General features: G+C 44.9%; 29 protein-coding genes. 4 read left to right on the forward strand and 25 right to left on the reverse strand.

What is annotated here, in order from left to right; translation table 11 throughout:
- Positions 1–18 precede the first annotated feature (18 nt).
- Entirely contained in the window at positions 19–252 is a 234-nt protein-coding gene (locus IB222_RS24660) for a hypothetical protein (protein ID WP_004132711.1), read from the reverse strand.
- 409 nt (positions 253–661) lie between these two features.
- Between IB222_RS24660 and IB222_RS24665 the strand changes: the two genes are divergently transcribed.
- Together IB222_RS24665 and lpxP are read left to right on the forward strand one after the other, a co-directional pair.
- Entirely contained in the window at positions 662–934 is a 273-nt protein-coding gene (locus tag IB222_RS24665; protein WP_016239704.1) for a hypothetical protein, read from the forward strand.
- 202 nt (positions 935–1,136) lie between these two features.
- Complete coding sequence (lpxP, locus tag IB222_RS24670; protein WP_016239703.1) at positions 1,137–2,045, forward strand: kdo(2)-lipid IV(A) palmitoleoyltransferase; 909 nt, start codon at positions 1,137–1,139, stop codon at positions 2,043–2,045.
- A 344-nt stretch (positions 2,046–2,389) separates the two neighbouring features.
- Here the strand turns inward: lpxP and IB222_RS24675 are convergent, their stop codons facing one another.
- Positions 2,390–4,042 carry a hypothetical protein gene (locus IB222_RS24675; RefSeq protein ID WP_001575467.1) on the reverse strand — a complete coding sequence of 551 codons (1,653 nt, stop codon included), beginning with the start codon at positions 4,040–4,042 and terminating at the stop codon, positions 2,390–2,392.
- Positions 4,042–5,127: a DUF4297 domain-containing protein gene (locus tag IB222_RS24680; protein WP_000521770.1), complete on the reverse strand. Its 1,086-nt coding sequence runs from the start codon at positions 5,125–5,127 to the stop codon at positions 4,042–4,044. The genes IB222_RS24675 and IB222_RS24680 overlap by 1 nt, the downstream gene beginning before the upstream one ends.
- 218 nt (positions 5,128–5,345) lie before the next feature.
- On the opposite strand from IB222_RS24680, the gene IB222_RS24685 reads away from it, so the two are divergent.
- Positions 5,346–5,528 (forward strand): hypothetical protein, encoded by a 183-nt coding sequence (locus tag IB222_RS24685; RefSeq protein ID WP_000878752.1) that lies wholly within the window; start codon positions 5,346–5,348, stop codon positions 5,526–5,528.
- Positions 5,529–5,619: 91 nt separating this feature from the next.
- Positions 5,620–6,222 carry a site-specific integrase gene (locus IB222_RS24690; protein WP_001324664.1) on the forward strand — a complete coding sequence of 201 codons (603 nt, stop codon included), beginning with the start codon at positions 5,620–5,622 and terminating at the stop codon, positions 6,220–6,222.
- A gap of 172 nt (positions 6,223–6,394) precedes the next feature.
- Here the strand turns inward: IB222_RS24690 and IB222_RS24695 are convergent, their stop codons facing one another.
- From IB222_RS24695 to IB222_RS24800, 22 genes are all read right to left on the reverse strand, one after another.
- Positions 6,395–7,318, reverse strand: a complete 924-nt coding sequence (locus IB222_RS24695) for a cation diffusion facilitator family transporter (protein WP_000167917.1) — start codon at positions 7,316–7,318, stop codon at positions 6,395–6,397.
- Between the two features lie 199 nt (positions 7,319–7,517).
- A complete protein-coding gene (locus tag IB222_RS24700; protein ID WP_001515348.1) occupies positions 7,518–8,090 on the reverse strand; it encodes a cytochrome b/b6 domain-containing protein in 573 nt (190 codons plus the stop codon).
- A gap of 475 nt (positions 8,091–8,565) precedes the next feature.
- A complete protein-coding gene (locus tag IB222_RS24705; RefSeq protein WP_000219087.1) occupies positions 8,566–9,804 on the reverse strand; it encodes an IS110-like element ISEsa2 family transposase in 1,239 nt (412 codons plus the stop codon).
- 421 nt (positions 9,805–10,225) lie between these two features.
- The gene (locus IB222_RS24710) at positions 10,226–11,566 is read right to left on the reverse strand and encodes an ISNCY family transposase (RefSeq protein WP_000589001.1); all 1,341 of its coding nucleotides are present in this window, start codon (positions 11,564–11,566) and stop codon (positions 10,226–10,228) included.
- Positions 11,567–11,999: 433 nt separating this feature from the next.
- Positions 12,000–12,605 (reverse strand): hypothetical protein, encoded by a 606-nt coding sequence (locus IB222_RS24715; protein WP_015063019.1) that lies wholly within the window; start codon positions 12,603–12,605, stop codon positions 12,000–12,002.
- Between the two features lie 237 nt (positions 12,606–12,842).
- The gene (locus IB222_RS24720) at positions 12,843–13,124 is read right to left on the reverse strand and encodes a hypothetical protein (RefSeq protein WP_022652345.1); all 282 of its coding nucleotides are present in this window, start codon (positions 13,122–13,124) and stop codon (positions 12,843–12,845) included.
- Positions 13,125–13,244: 120 nt separating this feature from the next.
- Complete coding sequence (locus IB222_RS24725) at positions 13,245–13,421, reverse strand: hypothetical protein (protein ID WP_162859439.1); 177 nt, start codon at positions 13,419–13,421, stop codon at positions 13,245–13,247.
- Positions 13,422–13,431: 10 nt separating this feature from the next.
- A complete protein-coding gene (locus IB222_RS24730; RefSeq protein WP_022652347.1) occupies positions 13,432–13,785 on the reverse strand; it encodes a hypothetical protein in 354 nt (117 codons plus the stop codon).
- Positions 13,786–14,014: 229 nt separating this feature from the next.
- Positions 14,015–14,221 carry a hypothetical protein gene (locus IB222_RS24735; RefSeq protein WP_032610492.1) on the reverse strand — a complete coding sequence of 69 codons (207 nt, stop codon included), beginning with the start codon at positions 14,219–14,221 and terminating at the stop codon, positions 14,015–14,017.
- A 34-nt stretch (positions 14,222–14,255) separates the two neighbouring features.
- Entirely contained in the window at positions 14,256–14,480 is a 225-nt protein-coding gene (locus tag IB222_RS24740; protein ID WP_022652349.1) for a hypothetical protein, read from the reverse strand.
- A gap of 49 nt (positions 14,481–14,529) precedes the next feature.
- Positions 14,530–14,733, reverse strand: coding sequence for a hypothetical protein (locus tag IB222_RS24745; RefSeq protein ID WP_022652350.1), 204 nt, complete (start codon positions 14,731–14,733; stop codon positions 14,530–14,532).
- Positions 14,734–15,302: 569 nt separating this feature from the next.
- Positions 15,303–15,722 (reverse strand): DUF3085 domain-containing protein, encoded by a 420-nt coding sequence (locus IB222_RS24750; protein WP_223240841.1) that lies wholly within the window; start codon positions 15,720–15,722, stop codon positions 15,303–15,305.
- Positions 15,723–15,799: 77 nt separating this feature from the next.
- Positions 15,800–16,111 carry a DUF957 domain-containing protein gene (locus IB222_RS24755; protein ID WP_022652352.1) on the reverse strand — a complete coding sequence of 104 codons (312 nt, stop codon included), beginning with the start codon at positions 16,109–16,111 and terminating at the stop codon, positions 15,800–15,802.
- 185 nt (positions 16,112–16,296) lie between these two features.
- Complete coding sequence (locus tag IB222_RS24760) at positions 16,297–16,698, reverse strand: hypothetical protein (RefSeq protein ID WP_022652353.1); 402 nt, start codon at positions 16,696–16,698, stop codon at positions 16,297–16,299.
- 84 nt (positions 16,699–16,782) lie between these two features.
- The gene (locus IB222_RS24765) at positions 16,783–17,031 is read right to left on the reverse strand and encodes a hypothetical protein (protein WP_022652354.1); all 249 of its coding nucleotides are present in this window, start codon (positions 17,029–17,031) and stop codon (positions 16,783–16,785) included.
- Between the two features lie 33 nt (positions 17,032–17,064).
- Positions 17,065–17,301: a hypothetical protein gene (locus IB222_RS24770; RefSeq protein ID WP_022652355.1), complete on the reverse strand. Its 237-nt coding sequence runs from the start codon at positions 17,299–17,301 to the stop codon at positions 17,065–17,067.
- A 155-nt stretch (positions 17,302–17,456) separates the two neighbouring features.
- Positions 17,457–18,065 carry a DUF6012 family protein gene (locus tag IB222_RS24775; protein ID WP_022652356.1) on the reverse strand — a complete coding sequence of 203 codons (609 nt, stop codon included), beginning with the start codon at positions 18,063–18,065 and terminating at the stop codon, positions 17,457–17,459.
- A 30-nt stretch (positions 18,066–18,095) separates the two neighbouring features.
- Complete coding sequence (locus IB222_RS24780; protein ID WP_022652357.1) at positions 18,096–18,620, reverse strand: HNH endonuclease signature motif containing protein; 525 nt, start codon at positions 18,618–18,620, stop codon at positions 18,096–18,098.
- Between the two features lie 33 nt (positions 18,621–18,653).
- Positions 18,654–18,962 carry a hypothetical protein gene (locus IB222_RS24785; protein WP_022652358.1) on the reverse strand — a complete coding sequence of 103 codons (309 nt, stop codon included), beginning with the start codon at positions 18,960–18,962 and terminating at the stop codon, positions 18,654–18,656.
- Positions 18,959–19,657: a hypothetical protein gene (locus IB222_RS24790; protein WP_022652359.1), complete on the reverse strand. Its 699-nt coding sequence runs from the start codon at positions 19,655–19,657 to the stop codon at positions 18,959–18,961. Before IB222_RS24790 ends, IB222_RS24785 begins: the two co-directional genes overlap by 4 nt.
- A 138-nt stretch (positions 19,658–19,795) precedes the next feature.
- Positions 19,796–20,020, reverse strand: a complete 225-nt coding sequence (locus IB222_RS24795; RefSeq protein ID WP_149384805.1) for a hypothetical protein — start codon at positions 20,018–20,020, stop codon at positions 19,796–19,798.
- Positions 20,021–20,077: 57 nt separating this feature from the next.
- The gene (locus tag IB222_RS24800) at positions 20,078–20,572 is read right to left on the reverse strand and encodes a hypothetical protein (protein ID WP_015063025.1); all 495 of its coding nucleotides are present in this window, start codon (positions 20,570–20,572) and stop codon (positions 20,078–20,080) included.
- Between the last annotated feature and the right edge of the window lie 42 nt (positions 20,573–20,614).

Here is a 20,614-nt window from a genome sequence, read left to right on the forward strand (position 1 = left end):
ACTGATCCCGGAGGTGCATTAACGTCTGCCGTTAATGCGCTGATTATCCCTGAGAACATCAATCGCAGTCTGCATGGCGATTTTGTCATCCCGCCTTTTTTGTTTGTCCTGCATGACCTGAAGGTATTCCAGCAAGGTGCGGGTATTAATCGGTCGGCCCTGTTTACCCACAGCCAGCACGGCTTCGCCAAGAATAATTTTCACAGGCGGTAGTTGTGCCGGATACCAGTCAAGGGTGTCTTCTGATTTCATCTTAAATTTCTCACGGAAGGGTAGTGTATCATAAATAAGACGTTCAATTTTCAATATCTGATATCCTGATTCAGACACAACTTAACATAACTTATGCCAGTTATTTTTATATTAAAGCGTATAATAATTACTGTATTCCTCAGAGAATTATTTATGTCTTATGCAAATGGGCTCAGGTATTTTAAAGAAAGACCGGTTCATGTTGCCTGCCCGGTATGTGCACACAGAGCCGATCAGAAAGCAGGTAAACTAAGAAAAGATGCGGTTCTTGAGTGCCCTGCCTGCGGACTGTTGTTCAGACCTTCAGAATGCTGGTGTATCGGCGGCTGATCAGCTTCTGCCACTTAACGTCAGTGATGTCGGAAAATGACAACATTCCTCCTGTACTGCTGTTGTCGAGGGTATGATAATGAAATCTAAAAAATCTGTTTTTATTGAAGGGCATATCCTGTCAAACAGCTGTCACGGACAGGCTGGCCAACCTTTCTGTATTCACCGGGTCAGGTTTAGTAATGGTAAATATGCGATTATTCGGGTGGCATCCGGGATATGTTTCAAACCAGGCGAAATTATTCAACGAAACGATTGTGAGTGGTTTTATAAACTTACCAAAATTCGGCTTCTTTCTTTTGAGTACCTTGATGATGATGAATCAAGAAGACAATTCCTTGAGTATCAATGATAAAACCATGGATTTATAACAGAATAAATTTGCTGGCTTACAATTCACCCCTGGCTCTTTAAATTATTCACCAGTCATTGCAAAATATTTTTTCCTGAATTTAGATGAATTTAAATTATCTTAAACAAAATGTATCGCTAAAGACGAATTGCCTCATTGTTTTCCTTTTGCGTTATAACCTTCATTAGCATTAAGGAAATTTATGGCACAGACTTTTACTCATAATTTACTTCATCCTCGCCACTGGCTTACCTGGTCTGGTTTGGGTCTGCTGTGGCTTCTCGTTCAACTTCCTTACCCGGTTTTACATATTCTGGGTTCTGGCCTTGGAAAAATATCCAGACCCTTTCTGAAACGCCGGGAAGGAATTACGATTAGAAATATCGAACTGTGCTTTCCCGAGATGACACCGTTTGCCCGGAGTCAGATGGTCAATAAAAACTTTGTTTCTCTCGGGCTGGGACTGATGGAAACAGGAATGGCCTGGTTCTGGAGCGATGCGAGAGTCAAAAAATGGTTTGATGTCGAAGGGCTTGAAAACCTGACCGGTGCGACAAGAGGAGTAATGGTTGTCGGGATTCATTTTATGTCCCTTGAGTTGTGTGGAAGAGTAATGGGGTTATGCCATCCTATGATGGCAACGTATCGCCCACACAATGATCCATTAATGGAATGGGTACAGACAAAAGGGCGTATGCGTTCAAATAAGGCTATGATTAATCGACGTAATTTATCAGGTTTTGTTCATGCGCTAAAAGCAGGTGAAGCCGTTTGGTTTGCACCAGACCAGGATTATGGGTCTAAAGGAAGCGTTTTTGCACCTTTTTTCTCGGTAAAAAAAGCAGCCACGACGAACGGAACGTATGCTCTGTCAAAACTAGCTGGTGCACACTTGATCACACTTAGCATGATTCGACGTAGCGATAAAAAAGGTTATCACATGTATATCAGCAATCCGTTGTCAGGCTATCCAGGGGAAGACAAGGTCGCCGCAGCGGCTTATATGAACAAGATCATCGAGCGTGAAATTCTCCGTGCCCCTGAGCAATACCTGTGGATGCATCGCAGGTTCAAAACGCGTCCTGAAGGCGAAGTCTCTTTATACAAATGAACTACTCTGCTTGTCATGAGCCAGAATCTATCTTTCTTGCCACTGCGTATTTGTAAAAAATTCGATAAGGAATTTCCGATCGGATTCATGTTAACGATGGCTTAACTGACAACCAAGGTTAATCAATTGAATCGGTTCGGATTTGAAGGTCCGTTTTTCGCTCACAGCGGACCTTCAAACCAGCCATCTCGTCCTCTCTGTGCCGAAAGCTGAAGTAGCTAATAGCACTTATTGTTGATCAATGAAGAGCTGGTCAATTGAATAGGCTAATTTAATTGATAGCTAGCGTAACTATGAGGAGACACACTCATAGTGATGAGCGTGTTCCCATATAAATGATCAGATTATGATAACGCAGCTCGTTCATAAAGAGGCATAATCTCTTGATAAACCTGATTGTAAAGCTCTGATTTTAGCAGACTGTATTTTTCAGTCATAATAAGTGTTTTAAACTGATTCGTTTCTCTTTCAAATGAAACTGAGCCGATAATTAGCTGGCTATTAGTTGATAAACCATTAATACATAAATCGAATAACTTTTTTGTTGTGCGCGGATCTGGATCTTGTTGTTTAGGCGAGTCAATTACTACTGGAAGCATAGGACTTGTCGATTTATCTTCTATTGTTTTTAGAAGAGCATAGTGATAAGCCAATATTGACCTTGGAGCACGGCTGCCTGTTTCGCTCTTAGAAATCGGACCATATTGAAGAATAGTTCCAACTTTAGGATCTTTGATACCTAACTCAGTTTGCGCAAACTTCAGTGACTCTTTAAACTTATCATTGATTTCTTTTGCTCGCTTTTTATCTTCGAACTTTGCTATTTCTTTTGAAAGCTGAGTTCTAGCAACATCCAATTCGCCTATTTTTAGCAGTAATTCGTTAATTTGCTCATCGAAAGTTACCTCAACCTGCTTACTTGCTTGAGACTTAATAACGTCTTGAAGAGTCAGTTGCTCTTTGACTTCCAGAAGCATGTTTTTGAGTTCTGAGCTTAAGCTTATAGCCTGTTTCAAATCTTCTTTAATTTTAGAGAGTTGATCATCATATACAGATTTTTCCTCATACAACTTTGGTATGATTTGCAATAGCTTTTCTTTATTCTCAAGTACTACATATCTCGCTTCTAAGCCTGCCGATGGTAGCAAAGAATCTATATCATTTTCATCGAGCTGTCTTTTTGATTCCTCTATTTCTGTTACTAATTCATCTCGTAGAGATAATATTTTTATGAGCTTAATTCTGTATTCTGTTTCTTCTTGATGTAAGTCTTGGCACTTACGAAGGAAACGTTCCAGCAGCTCTTCATAATATTTTACATCCACATCGAAAAGTACTCTTCCAAATGACTCTTCGAATCGCTTTTTAGCTCTCTTTAGAGCTTTTAACGTCGTTCGGATTTCAACAAGATCGATATCAATTAAATTAATCTTTCCTTGTAAAGTATAGTACTCCTTTGGTTTTACACCAGTATGAAAATTCAAGATATTTTTTTGCCAGTCCTCATACATAGCCAAACTGCTAAATGAATCTAAAACCTTCCCCCAACCGTTATCTTGATCAATATAGTAAGGGAGATAAAGACTTGCTGGTTGTGCTTGTCCCTGAACCAAATTAGTTTTAGTCACAAGCTCCAAATTGAAATCAAAGACATCACGCACAGCTAATGCAATCTCTGCACGAGAGCTAGAGGTCACTAAGTGATGCTCTTGTCCTGCTGTTATATCGAAAATGGAAATACGTTTTTCGTGGCGAAGAAACGCATAGTCACGATTATTAACACAAATAACAACTTTTGAAACAAAGTTATCTTCTTTCCACTTTTTATCCAGTCGAACATCAGCACCTAATGTATGATATAAGCTCTTAATAAAGCTAGACTTACCTGTGTCGTTCTCACCTGTAATGATATTAATATCAGGTGAGAACTTGAAGGAGAATCCTTTCTTATCGCGAAGGGATAATATATGAGCACTTTTAAAGTATATGCTTTTCATTATTCACCTCCCTCTAAGAGCTTCTGGATTATTGAGTAAATAACTATGCATTCTTTCTTCCCTGACTTTAAAGTCAATGCATAATCTGGACAAAGTGCATCAATTTTGTACATGGTTTCAGTTAGATATAATTTCAAATCCGAGTGAGCACTCGCCTCATCGTAAAGGCTAATTGCATATTCTAGATATACAGTCGAAGGATTTTTTTTGTTTTGGTTAAGGTCGATGCAAACTTGTGAGAACATGGCTTGCAGGATAATGAGCTGAAGCGATGTTTTGCCAAGATCATTGAATAGGGGACTAGCTTTGTCCCAATCAGGCTTTAAACTATTACTTGCATTCAAGGAATCAAGCACACCATTCAATGCTTCTGATGAGAAACCCTTTCGTGAGATAAGTTCAGGAAAATTAATAATATCTGCGGATTTTACCTTGGATTTTTCTCGACACGCCTGTTCAAGCAAAGAAGCTAATGCATTAACACTCAGGCTAATGCTATCGCCAAACTTCTTGCTAAGGAAATCGCATAGTTTACCTTTTAGATGTGTAATGTGGTCATCTAGGCTTAATGAGGATTGAACGAAACGCATAACAGAAAGATCGATACTGGAGTCATCAAGCTTTACTTGATCTTTGATTGCTTTCTTAAAGCTCGTCTGATACTCCACTTTGACTTCATTTGCACCAAAACAAGACTTACCACCGTTTTCCTCACATAGATTGAAAGAAGCATTAGTAACAAAAAGGAGCTTGGGTGAATATTCGGCGAAATTCTTTTGATGAATAAATAACTTACCGATGATAGATATGGGGTTCTTCTTGGTGCTATTACTAAGAGTGGATGCAGTCCAGTGTTTCTCTCTTGTTTTTACTTGAGCAAATGTGAGTTGTGTTGGAGAAACTTCGTCATCAAGAATAAGAACATCATCATGATATTCGAAGATAAACACATAGTTCTTTTCATCTAGTTCATATTCCAGCATTTGAGATAAAGCCCAGCAAGTTTGATAGTCAAACCCACGTTGAGCAATCTCACCGCCTCTTTCAGACTGCGGAATACTAACTAATGTTTCAGCTAACCCCATATACTCCCTTATGTTTAGTTCAATGGACTCGCGTAACAACATCATTAATCCGATTGAATACAAATAGTAGCATTAGCACGAACTATTGGGTAACACATTCTGAAAGTTAAAAATATGTGAGTTGCAACATCGAAACAGGGAAGCTAAGTAAGCGACTTTGTCTCTAGCGAAGTCATAGCTCTATTCGTTCAGAGGAGGACCAAGAGTCTTTGAAGTACGTGCTGGCGGCGCTCGCCAAGCGTTTTGGAGGCGATGAACATGGTGAAGACTATGAGAAGGTGCGATCGGTTGCCTTCACACGTTTCTACGGCGAGGACGACGAAGATGGTCTTGTTAGTCTGCAGCGTTTCGCAGTTGGGTTAGTCCAGAGCTTGATGGCTGAGATTGTGACCTGCTCCTAGATGATTAATACGCCACTATGCTGGTAATGTCAGCAGATCGCTCATAAGGGACAACCATACTCAAATCTCCCACATTGCAGGAGATTTGAGTATGAACACGTCACCGTGGAACAAAGACCGTATCATAGGCCAAAAAAGGCCACTTCAGATATCTCATATCTGGGGTATCCGAATCCGACTTGAACTGGAAGGTAAAACGCGCGATTTAGCTCTGTTCAATATGGCACTGGACAGTAAGCTTCGAGGCTGTGATCTGGTCAAACTCAAAGTATCTGATGTTGCATATGGTAGCTCTGTTTCGAGCAGAGCAACGGTATTGCAACAGAAAACCGGTAGCCCTGTGCAATTTGAGATAACCAAAGGGACAAGAGAAGCTGTTGCTGCATTGATAAAGCTTGGCAATTTGCACAGTAAAGACTTCTTGTTTCGGTCTCGGATCGGAACTAACCAGCATATTTCAACCCGGCAATACAACCGAATCTTTCATGGGTGGGTAGAAAAGCTTGGTCTCGAAGAGACGCTTTACAGCACACATTCCATGAGAAGAACAAAACCTTACCTGATCTACAAGAAAACCAAGAATCTCCGGGTGATCCAACTTCTGTTGGGTCATAAGAAACTGGAAAGCACAGTCCGTTATCTGGGCATTGAAGTCGATGATGCGTTAGAGATTTCTGAATCGATTGAAGTCTAAGGTTATCAGGGCTGCAACAGCAGCCCTGTGCCAGAAGCGGACTTTTTAAAAATATTGCGTGCCCAACAATTGGGCGCAGGTCACATCAAGTACCCTCAGAATTATAGAGAATACCTGAAATTTTTGTAGAGCGAGGTTTGTTACCCTGCCCGACCAGCGACATGTGGTTAGTTTAGTGATCAGAAATGTCGAGCGTTTGGTCGTTCATTGACGCGGGATCTTCCAACGGTTCCACATGAGTGGTGATATGGATAAAAGGCAGTGCGGTGCGGATATCATTCTCTATACGCTCGGCCCAGTCGTGCCCATATTGAACAGTCCATCGCCCAGGAACTAGGATGTGCATTGTCATAAACGCCCGCCCGCCAGCCTGGCGTGTACGTAGTGCATGGAAATCAAGCCCCTGTTCACGATATCCTGCCAGCAGTGACTCGATTTTTTTGAGTTCTTCCGTGGGTAGCGATACGTCCATCAGACCTGCAGCTGAACGACTCATAAGCTGATAACCAGTCCAAACGATGTTGGCTGCGACCAGCAATGCAACGATCGGATCGACCCAAAACCAGCCGGTCAGATAAACCAGTCCGACACCAAAAATGACACCGACCGACGTCCAGACATCGGTCAGCAGGTGATGAGCATCTGCCTCAAGAGTGATAGAGTTGTGCTGCCTGCCAGCCCTTAACAAAATGCGAGCCGTCACAAAATTAAGGATTGATGCGACTGTTGAAACCAGTAATCCGAGACCAATCTCCTCAAGCGGCTGTGGAGTTAACATCCGCTCAACTGCGGTATAGGCGATACTGGCTGCCGCCAATAGGATCAGAAATCCTTCGAAAGCACTCGAGAAATATTCGGCTTTGCCGTGCCCATATGCATGGTTCTCATCGGCCGGAAGCGCAGCCAAGGTCAGCATCCAGAGCGCCATTAGGGCTCCTGCGAGGTTAACTACGGATTCGATGGCATCAGATAGCAGACCGACCGAACCGGTCATTTTCCACGCCACACCTTTGAGTCCGATAGTGGCAATAGCCGTGGCAATGGAAAGCCAAGCGTAGTGCGTCAGCGGACGAGGTAACCCTTTTGTTTTAGTCATTATTAACTTCCTAAAATAGGACGACTAACTCACATTTCTATCCATGATAGATAATTAAACAATCATTTCGCCATGAATATTTTTTCGTTTTTATTAAATTTAATTAAAAAGTCTCTGCAAGTGCTGTTTCATCTTCTAGTAAACTAAATTTTATTTTTAGGGTTTTCTTCAACTTGAAGTAATATTATCTCACAACAGATTAGTCACTTAGGTTAACTGAGCGGCTTTTATATTTTTCAATTAAAATATGCAAAACTCCCATTGCACCATGTGCATAAAAATAGACCTCAATGAAAGTAGTAAAGAACTTATGCCAGTGGATTACTGTTTCAGCCAGATTTGACTGCATGGTATTCAACAAGAACCATAGGCCACCTGAAAGTGCTACAATTAGCAATGCTAGAACTCCAAATCCTTGGATTGTACTGGCAATACCTCCCGAATGTGCATCGGGCAGTCGGAAACTAGTCAACGTTTTTATATCTTGCTTAATACCACTAAAGTCAAGCCCTACCCATGAAAAATAATAAGTAAAACCTCTTTGAGTAAGCATCCAACTTAACATAATAAAACCACAAATAATCAGTCCTAACCCTGAAATAATGTGCATCCAGGTTATAACTCCTTCAAGACTATGTTCACCAATTGCTTCGGTCTCTGTCAGATTAGAGTTAATAATTTGTGATAATATTAGAAATGCCACAATGATGTGAAGAATACGAAAAAAAGGAGCGTAATCATGGGGTAATAGATTCCAGAGTCGCAATTTCATTAATGAGTCCTTAGTAAATTTATCGATGATCTTAATCATACAAAAGAATTATTAGGATAACCTTAATTCTTAAAATTGCAGCAGGCATTAGTTCACCTCTGATATGGCCACTTGCGAAATGGGAATGGTAACTGTTATTACTATGTGTTTACTTGCTGTTCTTGTTACGCAGCCCCTTAAACACATTACTTTCAAATATGATTTCCTGCTGGGTTTAAATATGTGTCTTTCTATAGTGCGGCAACCTATTTTTACACCAACTCATGAATTAAATAAGAATCATAAATTAAATGAGAGGTTTAATTCTCTTGCTTAACGCGATGATATTAAATGGAAATTTTAATTTTTGTAATTTATTAAACAGTTAGAATGAGACATGGTAAATACGATCTTCCTTTAGATAATTCTGATAGCACTTTTTCTACTGGGCAGTCTGCAATGTCCGCTTCACGCCCTGAGACATTCGACAAGCTTTTTATGGCTTCAGTAAGGGCGAGTGTCTCGCTTCGAGAGCCAGCAAATATTTCGCTTCGTCATAACAGGTTCTGGCCTTCCAGCAGCGGTAAATGATCCTTATCCATTTGAACGCCAGTGCCCGGATCGCAGACTGATGAGATTTGCCCTTTTCTCTGAGGCCCTGATAATACAGTTTGGCCCAGTATGATGAATTAACCGTCTTGGCAGCCCATTCAACAAAGGTCTGCCTGACGAACTTGGCACATTGCCATCGCCAGTGAACCCAGGATTTTTGGCCGCTTCGTTCGGTCACCGGTGCTATACCTGCGTAGTTTTGAATTTCTTCAGCGCTGTTAAACCGGTCACGGTTATCACCAAGTGCAGCAAGCATCCGTGGGCCCATGCACGGTCCCATGCCCGGAAGTGATTTGAACAGCCCCGCATCTGGCAATGTGTCAAACAGCGTTTCGATTCGTTCGTCATAGGTTTTGATGATTTCACTCACGACTTTAATTTGTGTCGCCAGTGCTGCTGCCATCAAAGCATTAGCCTCTATAACACTCGGGTCTGTAGTCAATGGGATCGCATTATCAATACTCGCAACACGTTGCTCGGTAAGGGCCATAGCGCGACCACCTTTGGCATTCAGAAAGTTGCGGATCGTGTCGCGTCTGGCTCGTTTCAGTTGTTGCAGACTGGGCCACCGGATAATCAGCTCACACAACAGTAAGCTACCCCGATGTGAGAACCACTCCAGTGGCTGAGGATAATACTGTTTAAGCGTGTTGATTATCCGGTTCACAAAGCGTCGTTTATCTTCAACCAACTGACGACGTTGCTCAACCAGTTGCTGAAGTAAGCGAATATCCGCATTGTCGGGTTCAATAGCTTTTATCTTCTGGGGGTAACGCAGCATTAACTCTAATGCCAGCTCGGCATCCTGCGGATCATCTTTAGCGCCGCTGGGCGAGAAGGCTTGCCGATAACGAGCCAGGGACAATGCGTGGACGGGGAAAACGGTGATAAAGGGGTATTTTTGAAGAGCATATACCACGGGGCCCTTCTTCAGTTCGAGAGCTATTGCGATTCTACCTTTTACTTTCTGGTGTAACTCAGTAAGCCAGGCATCAAGCGCTTCTGCTGTATGTTCAATCACATCGAATACGCGTTCACCGTTTTTAAACTGAACACAGACATCGTGTTTTTTATCAGCCCAGTCCAGACCAACGTGCGCAGCAAATTGATTAGTCACAGTCATCACCAACTCCTTTTTATCGGGGATTGGTATGCATTCCACGCTCTTCGAAAGAAATATAGCCAGCAGTTTATCTGCATGCCCTGAGTATTCGTTAGCGAACGTGGAGCACCTACTGGCTCGAAAGAAAAGCGGCGATCATCACATGATTCTCGCTCAATATTCGTAACCAGTAAGCGCATACCCTGAATCACTTCAAAGTGTAATTCTCAGGGTACGAATGACTATATCTCGCTCTTAGCGGACATTAGCATAGGCTATTTACCATAACGCCGCATTACGCGTACCGCTCAGACGGCCTGAGCGCGTTTCTGACGTGTCCCCGTTAAAAACAGTAACAAACCACCCGAAAATGCACGCCAGAAACGCTACGTAAGAATCTATCCTATGACTGGATATGCACTCAACTGAATAACGCCTGGTTTCAGTCCATTTTATCGGGATCAGCCTTCTTTCTGGGTAATTTAGGGGGCTTCACTTGCTGATTACTTTGCGTGCGGCGCGTGAGCCAAGGATGGTCAGCTTTAGGTTTTACGTAGAATTTTGAGCGTAAATCAAAACGGGCATTATCCACACGTTCATGGACACTTTTTTCATCATCCAGTGGTATAGGCTCCGGGCCATCAACATATTTTTCCCATCCCAACGCTTTCCCATCATACAGAACCTTAATTTCACCGTTAAAGCTTTCGCATACCGTGACAACCGAATGCCGAAGTCGATATCCCCGGCCTTCACTGCGAATCTGAAACGCACTGCTTTTGTACTGGAAAGTGAGATTTTTGGAGAGAACGCGCTTCGCCTGGAGGCTGAAGATATAACCCAGTTCCTCTTCAGAATGGTGTACATCAAGATGGGCGTTATCAGCAATACGAGGCGGCGTAGCAAACCGGTTGTTATAGGCTTCAATAAAGGTCGGCAACCATGCGTTTGCTGTTTCAATATCACTGATACCCTGAAGCCGCATTTCTTTGACCAGCCTGTCCTGCAGTGTCTGATTGGCACGCTCTACCCGCCCTTTTGCCTGCGGGCTGTTGGCATGGATTGGCTCGATGCCCAGTGTCTTTATCGCACGTGTGAACTGAGTCAACTCTCCTTCCCGCTCCGGGTTATTTACTCTGAATATACTGTGTCTGTCAGAATAGAGAGCCAGTGGTACGCCATGATCATTAAGGTAACCCCGGAGGGTTTCCATGTAAGCCCGGGTTGTTTCTGCAGGAGCGAATCGTAGCGCCATCAGAGCGCTGGTAGCATCATCGATAAAGACTATCAGTGTGCATTTGGGGCCCCGACCTTCAAACCAGTCATGAGGCGAGCCATCAATCTGGATGAGTTCACCGTAGGATGGGCGCCGCATCCGGCGCTGATAAATTCGGGCAAACTTACGACGACGTTCGCGCCATATGCCCTCCTCTACCATCCACTTCCTGAGAGTTTCAATGGATAAACACAAGCCGTGTATCTCGCGCAATTTTTCGCACGCAAGCGTAGGTCCAAAATCAGCGTAGCGGCCTTTGAGGAGTGAAATTACTGTTGCTCTGAATTCGGTAGAAAAGGAATTATTGGGACGCTTTCCACGTCGGCGGGAAACTAGACCAGAAGGCCCTTCATTTCTATACCGTTGCACCAGACGTTTAACCTGCCGAATAGAAATGCCAATGCGTGCCGCAGCTTGTTCCTGAGTAATATGGCGATTAAGTGACTCCTGAATAATGTGAAGTCGGTCGAGTTCCTTATGACTCATCGTAACAGTCTCTTTGATCATGAAAAATCCCCCAGAGAATTGTCTGGGGACATTTTAGAATGGTTCAAAGGGGACATTACAGCTTGGTGTTAACACATGGCTTCTTCTCCTTGCATTTTTGCAGGTAAGAGGCTAACCTTTAATGTGACTAGCATCAGGGGCCTCGGGTTAATTTGAAAAAATTACTCGGGGCTTTCTGCTTTTTACCACAGTCAAACAGTGATTCTGCTGGCTGGGGCAAAAGCCTCCAGCACCGAAGCCATTATACCACCCAGCCCCCTTCAAACGAACAGGTCGACCGCCTAAATATTTAATAAGTAAGTATTTCAGGTTTTGCTGCCTCGCAGGCCGTAACAGCGGACGGCTGACGTAATCGCTGACGAAACAGACGGATGCAAATCTCTACACTCAACGCCGCCAGCCCGTCCGGTCCCCCGCTTCTTTCCGGCTGTAATCAGTCAGTCTTCGAACCCGCGATCAGTGACAAACGGTGAGCACGAACACAACTGTGCATTAGGCTATCCGGGTAATGGGCGATTTTCTCCAGTTTCTCATCGAGGCGGGTATACGTCAGTCGCCTGATTTTCGTTAGTTCCTCGTGAAGCCAGCGTTTGATAAAGGGATTGCTGGAAAGCAGCACCAAATCGGAGTCCTCCACTTCATCAAAAAGCCAGACGGGTTTTGCCGGAGTAAGACGATAGAGCCAGGGACGCGAATAGTCCCCCGTCGCAATCAGGAACCAGACAACAATGCCAAGTGCGAGCTCCATGACCAGCATCAGGGTAAACTGAATATCCCGGACGTCAGGCTCTCCGGTAAAGCTCATCAGTCGGTCGCCAGTTGCCACACGCTGGATAATACATACCAGCATCAGCAGAGCAAGCAAAAGCCCCATGAGCAGCCCGCCATTCACCTCAAAAGTAGCTTTCTGGACGCGATCAGGCGGTACCTGTCTACGGTAGCGGCCGACCACTTCGCCGATCAGTTCCCTGATGGCCATGCGTTCTTCATCGACCGTTGTTGCGGTATATCCGGACGGGTCCGATTCAGTTTGGTTCATGTACCCTCTCCTCACTCTGAAAATTAATGGTCACAGACACGCTGATCATACCCGGTGAACGGGAGCTAGTTTGCGGGTTAAGGGCTCGAAAAAAACGGGATTAAAGAGGGAAATGACAGCAGGAAGGTGGGATGCAATGAGCTGTTTTGTTTCCCTACAGTTAAGTGGGGGGGGGAAACTGCCATCACCGGAATACGCTGAGAACGGAACGGGCCAAACCGATAAGATGGACGGGCGCTATTTTGATTCCAATATTCGGGATTTTTCTTCCCGCGTCGCCAAACGGGCACTTCCGGAACGGTCGCGGATGAGTAGCGGCTTATCTTTTTTCCAGCTACTTATCGCCGTTTCCCCGAACCGACGCGGCGCATTGCGGTTCCAGCTGGCGATAACGTGGTTATCGTAAACCTCCTGAATAACGACAGAATGAAGAGTTACTGTCTTAATGGTGGTATTGCCCATTTTGGTTCGGAAGAGTGACCAAACGGTCATCCCCGCCTCCAACTGACTGAGTTTCATCTTTGCTCCGGTGATATCGGGGAAGTCGACGTGGTGACGTATTTAATCATAATCACTCACAGCGGATAATGCCGCCAGGTAACAGGGTACTGTCAGCCCAGGCATGAGCAGTCCTTACGGCTATCGTGATTCGGCCAGTGTGCGGGTAATAGTCGCACGCTGACGCTGACGCTCAGCCTTACGCTGGCTGCGGCGGTAAAGCGGTTTCGCAGCAGCATAACGGCAATCCTCCGGGTAGTACCAGCAGCAGCCACAGGGCTCAGGCTGCGGTTTTCCGGCAAGTCCAAATGGTTTCATAATGTCACCTTTAAATGGAAATATTGTTCAGTTCCCGGCCTTCAGACACGGGTTCATTAATGAAGCGGCGTTGCATAAACAGGTACAGATAACCCTCTGTCGAGAACATACAAAGATTCTCAGTAATACAGGCATCGAGATATTCTGTGTCGCTCTGGAGTCGTTTAATGACGCTCATCTGGTTAGCCGCCGACTGAATCAGCGGATAGCCATTAACAGCACGATGAATACCTGAGCGGAATAACGAACGAGCCTTTCCAATCTTTTCCCGGGCAGCGGTCATTTCCATCTCGATAACCGACTGTCGCGCAAGATTAATAGCATCGCCGGATAATTCCGCAAAGCTGACCAGAGACTTATTCATCTAAAACTCCTTTCAGAAATGTGAACTCATTATATCAATACGGCCTCTGGCCCAAATAACCCGTGGTGAAATATTTTGACGAATATCTGAAAAGTGAAAATGGCAACCGGGAAAAGGACGGGTTTTATTTTAAGTGTGCCGATGACGTCTGACAGGGGAATTAAATTTGACGGTCTTTGATTTAAAAAAAGGTAGAAGGAGGTCACCTGGACACCTCCTTCTCCGGCGCTCAGTTTGAGAATACGTTAACGCTGTAGCGTCTACCGAGCACCTCGGCAGTGGTATCCACAATTTTCTGAATATCATCGGTAATCGCGGGTTTACTGAATGCGACAGTATGCAGTTCGCCAGCTTGTTCCGCCGTCGCGCCATCATGAAAGCGGCTGGCATCGTACAGCTGGACCCGGAGCGTCCGGGTGTGATCAACATGGGGCAATGTTCTTCTCCTGTTCAGCCAGTCGCCATAAGCGTTAATAATCACTTTCTTCCGGTTGCGGCTGAGTGACAAACTGGTACTTTACTCCATTAGGGACACCAACGGCTTTTGCTACGGATTCACACAGCAGCGACAGGTCATTCAGCGTCATCGGATATTCGATGTCGACTGAATATAGGGCCCCGGCATTCTCGGCGTCTTCGATGTTTTTAAACTGGGCGCTGAAAATGGCGACGGTAGAAATTTCAATGTTGTGCATGAGTCAGTCCTTATGAAAAAAAAGCCACCGAAAGGTGGCTGAGTAAAAGTTACTGCGCCTGGCTGGCCTTGTCCGCATTTTTGGTGTAACCAACTCGGGCAATGACGACGGCAATTGCAAGGAGAGCAGCGAGACCGCCGTAGAATACAGATCGGGAAACATCGGCGAACATATCGCTCAAGTTATCAACGCCGAGGAGAAATACACAGATAATGACGATAAAGCGAACTGGTTTGCTATAAAACAATTTCATCAGTAGCTATCCTTCTGGGGTGAAATGACAACAGCATTACACCACATCAGATACCGTTTTTTTTTCGCTAACGGGCCTATTTTGACCAGAAAAAAATAGCGCCTCAGGGTTGGCAATGGCGAGGTTCTTTTCGAGGTACCTGTGGTCATCCCGTCCTGATATCAGAGAGAAAAACGGTTCCAATTGAAAAATTTAGTCGCGTTCGATGGACCTCAGGAGATCACTCCCAGTGGCGCTCAGCTTGACCTGATAATAACTTCCCGGTAAAGGCCGCTGGGACGGATTGGCCAGCTCAACCAACCCAAGCCGAAAGAGGACCGGGGTGCTACGGCATCGCACATCATCCGATGCCCCCCTATACATCCGGCATTCCCGGGCCCGACGAAATTCACCGCAGATCTCATACTGCGTTCCGCTTGCCAGACGATGCAACACATAGATTTGGGCCTGTGTAAGCGGGGAAATAGGTCGCTTTGTGTCAGCCATAATACTCCTTTTAAGGTGGGTCTGTTCGGCTGGCTGAAAGATCAGGGACAGACCATGTTAGACCGATACAGCCTGTGACTCGTTTATCCATTCACCAGCGTTATTTTTGTAGGGGATACTTTGAGACTAAAAGCCTTAAGTTTCTTTTCGATTGCGAGTTCAAACCACTCAAGCGGTACTGTAACTGTACTATCATCTCCTCCCATAATCTGATCAGACTCATAATTCCAATCTTCATCAAGCGACGGATTCATTCCACGGGCATAGATAGCTGTATCTCGGGAGACAGGACTTCCATCCAGAGAAGCATTGGTAATCAGACAGACGCCATGGCCTTTTACCAGAGTAATCTGAGGGGTCAGACGGGTCTGAACCATATGCTTTGGCGATGGCCAGAAAACTTCCCCTGCCAGGCAAGCTTCTTTTTCCGTCTTACCAGCTTCGTTAAGAGGCACCCCCCCCCGGATAATTTGTTGGCTCAAAAAGCTGATCAACGGTTGCAAGGAATTGATCCGCTGACTGGATTTCTTTAAGCAGTTTTTTTACCCCTGAAATCTCGAATGTTAATCTGCTCATCTGATTATTCTCCGCAATCCGGCGCTAGCATCAAATGCTTGGTTGCCAAGAGCAGCTCTTTGACGTCAGCAGGAGAAACCTCCCCATTGCCTTCGACAGCGTCCTGTAAACGCTGACGCGTCGCCTGAATCGTATCAGACGACAGAGATGCAAGTTTGCTCAATACCGCGTTAGCTTTTTCCACTGCGGGATACAGGGCTTCTGAGGTGGTATTGTCTACATCATTATCGAAGACCAGCTCAGACTCCATATTAATATTGTCTTCAAGCCAGCTAGAAAGAATATCAAGAAAAGACATGACTTTATTAATCTGCATTTTTTTGCCCTCGGTTGGTGTAAACCCAATATAACAAACCGACTCTCCCGGCTAATAACCCAAAGAGCAAAAAAAAAAAAAATAGATAAATTAGATAGGACAGAATTTAGTTTAAAAAGGTGTAAAGACAGACCCGCTATAAATAAACTCAGCACTGAAGGAAAAAACCTTCCATATCGGAAGGCTTATGGTGCATCAGGTAAAAAATACTGCTGCTTCTGGAACGCGACGAACGTCGCGAAAACAGCTATCAACACTGCCATGAAGTAAACCAGGTATGAGCCGGATTGCCAGATATTTACGCCGAAAAAAGAAAGTAACTTTCCGTCCGGGATAATAGAAAAAGCCAGGTTCCATAATCCGGTCAGTACAACCTGAGCGATAATCATTTTTCCCAGCGCACCCAGTTCCTGAGTTGCATACATTGCAGCCATTACAAATGTCAGAACTACCACAAGGAGAGCAGACAAAGCCACAACCGAAATGCTCAGTCCGACGGACGTAAATATAATGGCTTCTTTAAAAGCCAGACCTGTAAACCCCCAGATCAGAATGACTAAAATGAAAAACAACAGGATAAATTTCATTAAAATTGCGTCCCTCTTTCAGTGGTAGAATCTGGCTACGATGTCAAAGGCCAGCCTACCACTCGCAGAATGTATAACATGAGGTTAAATACAAATCCGTTCACAGGCCCGTTTCAGTGTTTCTTTGGTATGACATTGTGTGGCCTGATTTAACTGTGTCCGGATATGCTGCTCATCATGGCCGTCAGCAACAAAGAGTTTGATTTTACTTTCAAGACGGCTCATTGCTTCGTACAATTTTGCTTCTTTATTGTTCTTCATGAAGCGAAGAACGTAATCCGCAATAATATGCACAGGCGGTGTTTTTATTTCACGGGAGCGATTGCTGGTCATGATTCTTTCCAATTTTTTGTATTGAAAATACCGTTATACGGTGCCACCACATTTAAGCCAACCTTTTCCGGTTGTATAAGAAATGCGACCGTCCTTAATTAGCGATTGCAAACGGCGGTCAAGAATCCGCAATGGTTGCGGATTGCTTTCCCTAGCGGCAATCCTGTGACACTCTGCTTTGATTTCTCCGGCAAATAATGTCGCGAACGGCTTAGGAACCGGGGTTAGAACTTCGATGAGTGCCTTGTCCAGCGCCAGATATTCATCCATGTTTATGTCCTTACACATAATAAACTAACTATGATTTAACTAATTATACCGAATCGGGGTACGAACCGAATAACCTACAGGTTGGAAAATCAACTTCCCCGGTATATCCATTGAGAGTCTGTCAGCCTGTGCAACGACATCAGGCTGATCGCCACTCACCCGCTAATAACAATGGCCTGCTCCGGTTGTGGCTGGCGATCCCCCCGCAGTGCCTCAGACTCCCTGAGACGGGCTGATGGCATCGTCATTGCCTTAAACCCCTCTTCCCGCGTACGCACCAGCATCCCCCACGAATAGGTTTCACAGACATCGTTCTCTAAATTGGGTTCGGTCGACAGCAGGGACTCCATCTTCGGTTCGATGTGTACCGGCGCAATGTTTTTATAGACAGGGTGAACACGATACTCTTCAGACGCCTGTGCCCGGTAGCTCCCTTGCGCCAGCAGCACGTCATGGGAAACCAGGTCATATTCCGTATCTTCGACAAAGGTCTTCAGGGTGTGCGTTATTTTGCCGTATCCTTCAATATTCCAGACGGAGACCATCGTAAACTCTTCTAACGCTCGGGGAATTTTGACCAGAAATCCATTCAATGCCTTGCGACCCTTCAGCATACCCACCAGGTATTGCTTGTTCGGATAAGGGCGCATCGCAACCAGGTCATTTCCTGTCAGGTGAAGCGACAGTTCCGTGACGCTCACGGAATCCAGCGTGCAGAGATTTCCCATCGGATGCAGGATTTTAGGTACCAGGTGTAAAAACATCGTCATTATCCTCGTTTATTATGGTTTCAATTATTTCGGTGTCGCTTGATACATTTCGAACCAGAAGACAATCGGCTTCTCCGTGACTTCAATTAATCCAAATCGCTCTGCGGTCCTGAAGTTGACGCTGTATGCCCTGGCGCGTTCTACCTGGCGGCTTATTTCTTTCCGCATTCCTTCAACACTCAATGCACCTTTAAAGAGATTGCAGGGGGCGCAAGCCGGAAAAAGATTTTCGATTGCATGCAGTTCAGGATGCATGACCTTACCGGTACTTCGAGCCTGGTGTGTCACTCGACTTCCAGCGGGGGCTCTGACCATTTCAAAATCCCGCCTCACCGGTTCAACATGATCGGCATGCCAGCCTTTTTCCGGCAGAGTACAGCCGCAATAGGCACACCGACCACCAAATTTCAAACGCAGTTCGGCTCGTTGCTCTTTGGATATTTTATTTTTGGGCTTTGAAAATCGCCCATCATCAGATTTAACCTTCGGGAGGAGTTCTGAAAAATTGGGTAATTCGATTACTGAGCCTTTGTTATTTAGAACTTTCACCGGACCTCCCAACCATATTAAGACGGTTTTTTATTAAATTTCCTGAATTAGTTTTCGGATTTTAATCAGGTGTGGTCGGCTTAATTTACATAGCTGTTCGGTCGCGGCATCCAGAGTGGGGAATACATGGGCCTCATTAATATCCACTGTCCAGTATTTCGCCTTCCCTTCCCCCAGATCAGATTCAAAATAATTTCGCTTTACTCCGACCTGCTTTGGTCTTCCATTTATCCTGATAATCTCGTGCCGCTCATCGAAGATAAAACCATCACCGACTAACGTCAGAAGAACAAAAGGACCTTCGGGTTTTTCCGTACCCAGCGAACTCACCTCATTATTCATGCGACTTCCCCAGCAATGCGCTCAAAATTGATTACCCACACCCACGGGTTGGCCTGCCAACTGTCTTCTCCATAGGTGTCTTTCCAAAGGCTGCGGAAGCCAAGAAAATGCTTATCGCCAATAACACAACATTCGGTTGGGGCTCCTTCAGCTTTCGCATCCTCTTCGCTGATGCTGTTTAACCGCTCTACTCGCAAATCGGTGATTTCCAGTACTATACGGCTGGCCCAGCGAGGCATATGGATAGAAGGTGTCCACGCACCTTCGAACTTCATATTTTCTGTACGGGGCTTCCAGTCGGCCTCATCAGGGATCGACCACAGCCCATAATCCCCCGAACGCTGTTCACAGCTCGCACGGTAAATGCGGGCTGCTTCAGATCTGTCCATCACAATGTTGTCATTCCAGTCCACCGCGCACGCATCTTCATTCCCGAGCAAGGAAAACGCTTCACGTACAGTAATACGGTCGCCAACTACACCGTACGGACAGGCGCGAAGCGCCGAATTTGGCTGAGTTCCTGTTGGAAGCCACCAGTCATGCGTATGCCCACGATGTCGCGGTGTTTGCGCAGGCCTTACCGACCATTCAGGTGAACTGTACTGAGGCTCTATAATCCGCCGCGTCTGTGTTTTCTGGTTTGCCAGAATTGCCCTGACCATTTCATCTTTAAAAAGCATTCCACGTGTCTTCACTGTGGTTTCTCCTTTCACACATGGTTCACACATTGAGAAGCCTATCCATCTTTATTCGCCCATCCCTGGAAACGAGAGTCGTTACACGGTCGCGGGACTCTACATCCCTTCCTGAAAACGTGGTGTACACACCCCGAATTAATCTTCATCCGATTCCACTACCGGCTCGGTCGTAATTTCATATTTCACGCAACCAGGTGCATCCAACGCTTTCGCGACAGACTCACACAGCAATGACAAATCATTCAGGGTCATCGGATATTCAACTTCCAGGCTGTAAAGTGCATTGGCGCTGGAGGCAGTGGCCTTGTCAGCGTGGCAGGCATTAAAAATGAAAACGGTATTTTTTTCTTGAATAGTCATAGTGCAATCCTCTGGATAATTAGCCCTGTTTTCAGGACGGTTTTCGATTAAAATTATCTATTCTTTTTTATTACTTACTGAAATCTGTTGAACAGGTTCTGACTGATCATTTTCTCCGACCGGTGTTTTGTCGACAAATGACCATTCTTGTTTGGGTTCTTTATATAAAGCACTAGCCTCAGTATTCATCCATGATTCAAAAGCAACATAAGTCATGCCTTCCTCACTAACGCGGGCCTTAAAAACCTCCCAAGCTTGCAGATCAAGCGGCTGGTACTCTTTCAGCGACTGGTCAAGCCATCCCTTCCAGATTTCCTTACGATGTTTAAAATGAGGTATAGCCAGGTATGCATAACTACCCGCAACACAAATTAAATACAGGAAGCCGCTCCATAGAGAGGAATTGAAAAAAATCTGACTAGGGAAAATACATGCCACTATGGCAATAATTAATAGCAGGTGTTCCTTACCAGTGGGCTTATTAAATTCCCAGTTGATTGAAATGCCCCTTATCTTCCTTAAGTTCCTTTTTTTATCCTCTTTATCGGTCATATATCAGTCCCTAATAGTTTTAAAATGGATGTTGTTAGTCTG

It is taken from the genome of Citrobacter sp. C13, assembly GCF_014596815.2.
Taxonomy (GTDB): Bacteria; Pseudomonadota; Gammaproteobacteria; order Enterobacterales; family Enterobacteriaceae; genus Citrobacter; species Citrobacter portucalensis.

Bases quoted from the DNA above. Each gene is read 5' to 3' on its own strand.
- IB222_RS24795 (WP_149384805.1), bottom strand. From the start codon at position 20,020: ATGACTATTCAAGAAAAAAATACCGTTTTCATTTTTAATGCCTGCCAC.
- IB222_RS24770 (WP_022652355.1), bottom strand. From the start codon at position 17,301: ATGGATGAATATCTGGCGCTGGACAAGGCACTCATCGAAGTTCTAACC.
- IB222_RS24800 (WP_015063025.1), bottom strand. From the start codon at position 20,572: ATGACCGATAAAGAGGATAAAAAAAGGAACTTAAGGAAGATAAGGGGC.
- IB222_RS24680 (WP_000521770.1), bottom strand. From the start codon at position 5,127: ATGGGGTTAGCTGAAACATTAGTTAGTATTCCGCAGTCTGAAAGAGGC.
- IB222_RS24690 (WP_001324664.1), top strand. From the start codon at position 5,620: ATGAACACGTCACCGTGGAACAAAGACCGTATCATAGGCCAAAAAAGG.
- IB222_RS24740 (WP_022652349.1), bottom strand. From the start codon at position 14,480: ATGCACAACATTGAAATTTCTACCGTCGCCATTTTCAGCGCCCAGTTT.
- IB222_RS24715 (WP_015063019.1), bottom strand. From the start codon at position 12,605: ATGAACCAAACTGAATCGGACCCGTCCGGATATACCGCAACAACGGTC.
- lpxP (WP_016239703.1), top strand. From the start codon at position 1,137: ATGGCACAGACTTTTACTCATAATTTACTTCATCCTCGCCACTGGCTT.
- IB222_RS24675 (WP_001575467.1), bottom strand. From the start codon at position 4,042: ATGAAAAGCATATACTTTAAAAGTGCTCATATATTATCCCTTCGCGAT.
- IB222_RS24755 (WP_022652352.1), bottom strand. From the start codon at position 16,111: ATGCAGATTAATAAAGTCATGTCTTTTCTTGATATTCTTTCTAGCTGG.
- IB222_RS24760 (WP_022652353.1), bottom strand. From the start codon at position 16,698: ATGAAATTTATCCTGTTGTTTTTCATTTTAGTCATTCTGATCTGGGGG.
- IB222_RS24720 (WP_022652345.1), bottom strand. From the start codon at position 13,124: ATGAAACTCAGTCAGTTGGAGGCGGGGATGACCGTTTGGTCACTCTTC.
- IB222_RS24660 (WP_004132711.1), bottom strand. From the start codon at position 252: ATGAAATCAGAAGACACCCTTGACTGGTATCCGGCACAACTACCGCCT.
- IB222_RS24730 (WP_022652347.1), bottom strand. From the start codon at position 13,785: ATGAATAAGTCTCTGGTCAGCTTTGCGGAATTATCCGGCGATGCTATT.
- IB222_RS24710 (WP_000589001.1), bottom strand. From the start codon at position 11,566: ATGATCAAAGAGACTGTTACGATGAGTCATAAGGAACTCGACCGACTT.
- IB222_RS24700 (WP_001515348.1), bottom strand. From the start codon at position 8,090: ATGAAATTGCGACTCTGGAATCTATTACCCCATGATTACGCTCCTTTT.
- IB222_RS24725 (WP_162859439.1), bottom strand. From the start codon at position 13,421: ATGAAACCATTTGGACTTGCCGGAAAACCGCAGCCTGAGCCCTGTGGC.
- IB222_RS24665 (WP_016239704.1), top strand. From the start codon at position 662: ATGAAATCTAAAAAATCTGTTTTTATTGAAGGGCATATCCTGTCAAAC.
- IB222_RS24745 (WP_022652350.1), bottom strand. From the start codon at position 14,733: ATGAAATTGTTTTATAGCAAACCAGTTCGCTTTATCGTCATTATCTGT.
- IB222_RS24765 (WP_022652354.1), bottom strand. From the start codon at position 17,031: ATGACCAGCAATCGCTCCCGTGAAATAAAAACACCGCCTGTGCATATT.
- IB222_RS24775 (WP_022652356.1), bottom strand. From the start codon at position 18,065: ATGTTTTTACACCTGGTACCTAAAATCCTGCATCCGATGGGAAATCTC.
- IB222_RS24785 (WP_022652358.1), bottom strand. From the start codon at position 18,962: ATGAATAATGAGGTGAGTTCGCTGGGTACGGAAAAACCCGAAGGTCCT.
- IB222_RS24695 (WP_000167917.1), bottom strand. From the start codon at position 7,318: ATGACTAAAACAAAAGGGTTACCTCGTCCGCTGACGCACTACGCTTGG.
- IB222_RS24705 (WP_000219087.1), bottom strand. From the start codon at position 9,804: ATGACTGTGACTAATCAATTTGCTGCGCACGTTGGTCTGGACTGGGCT.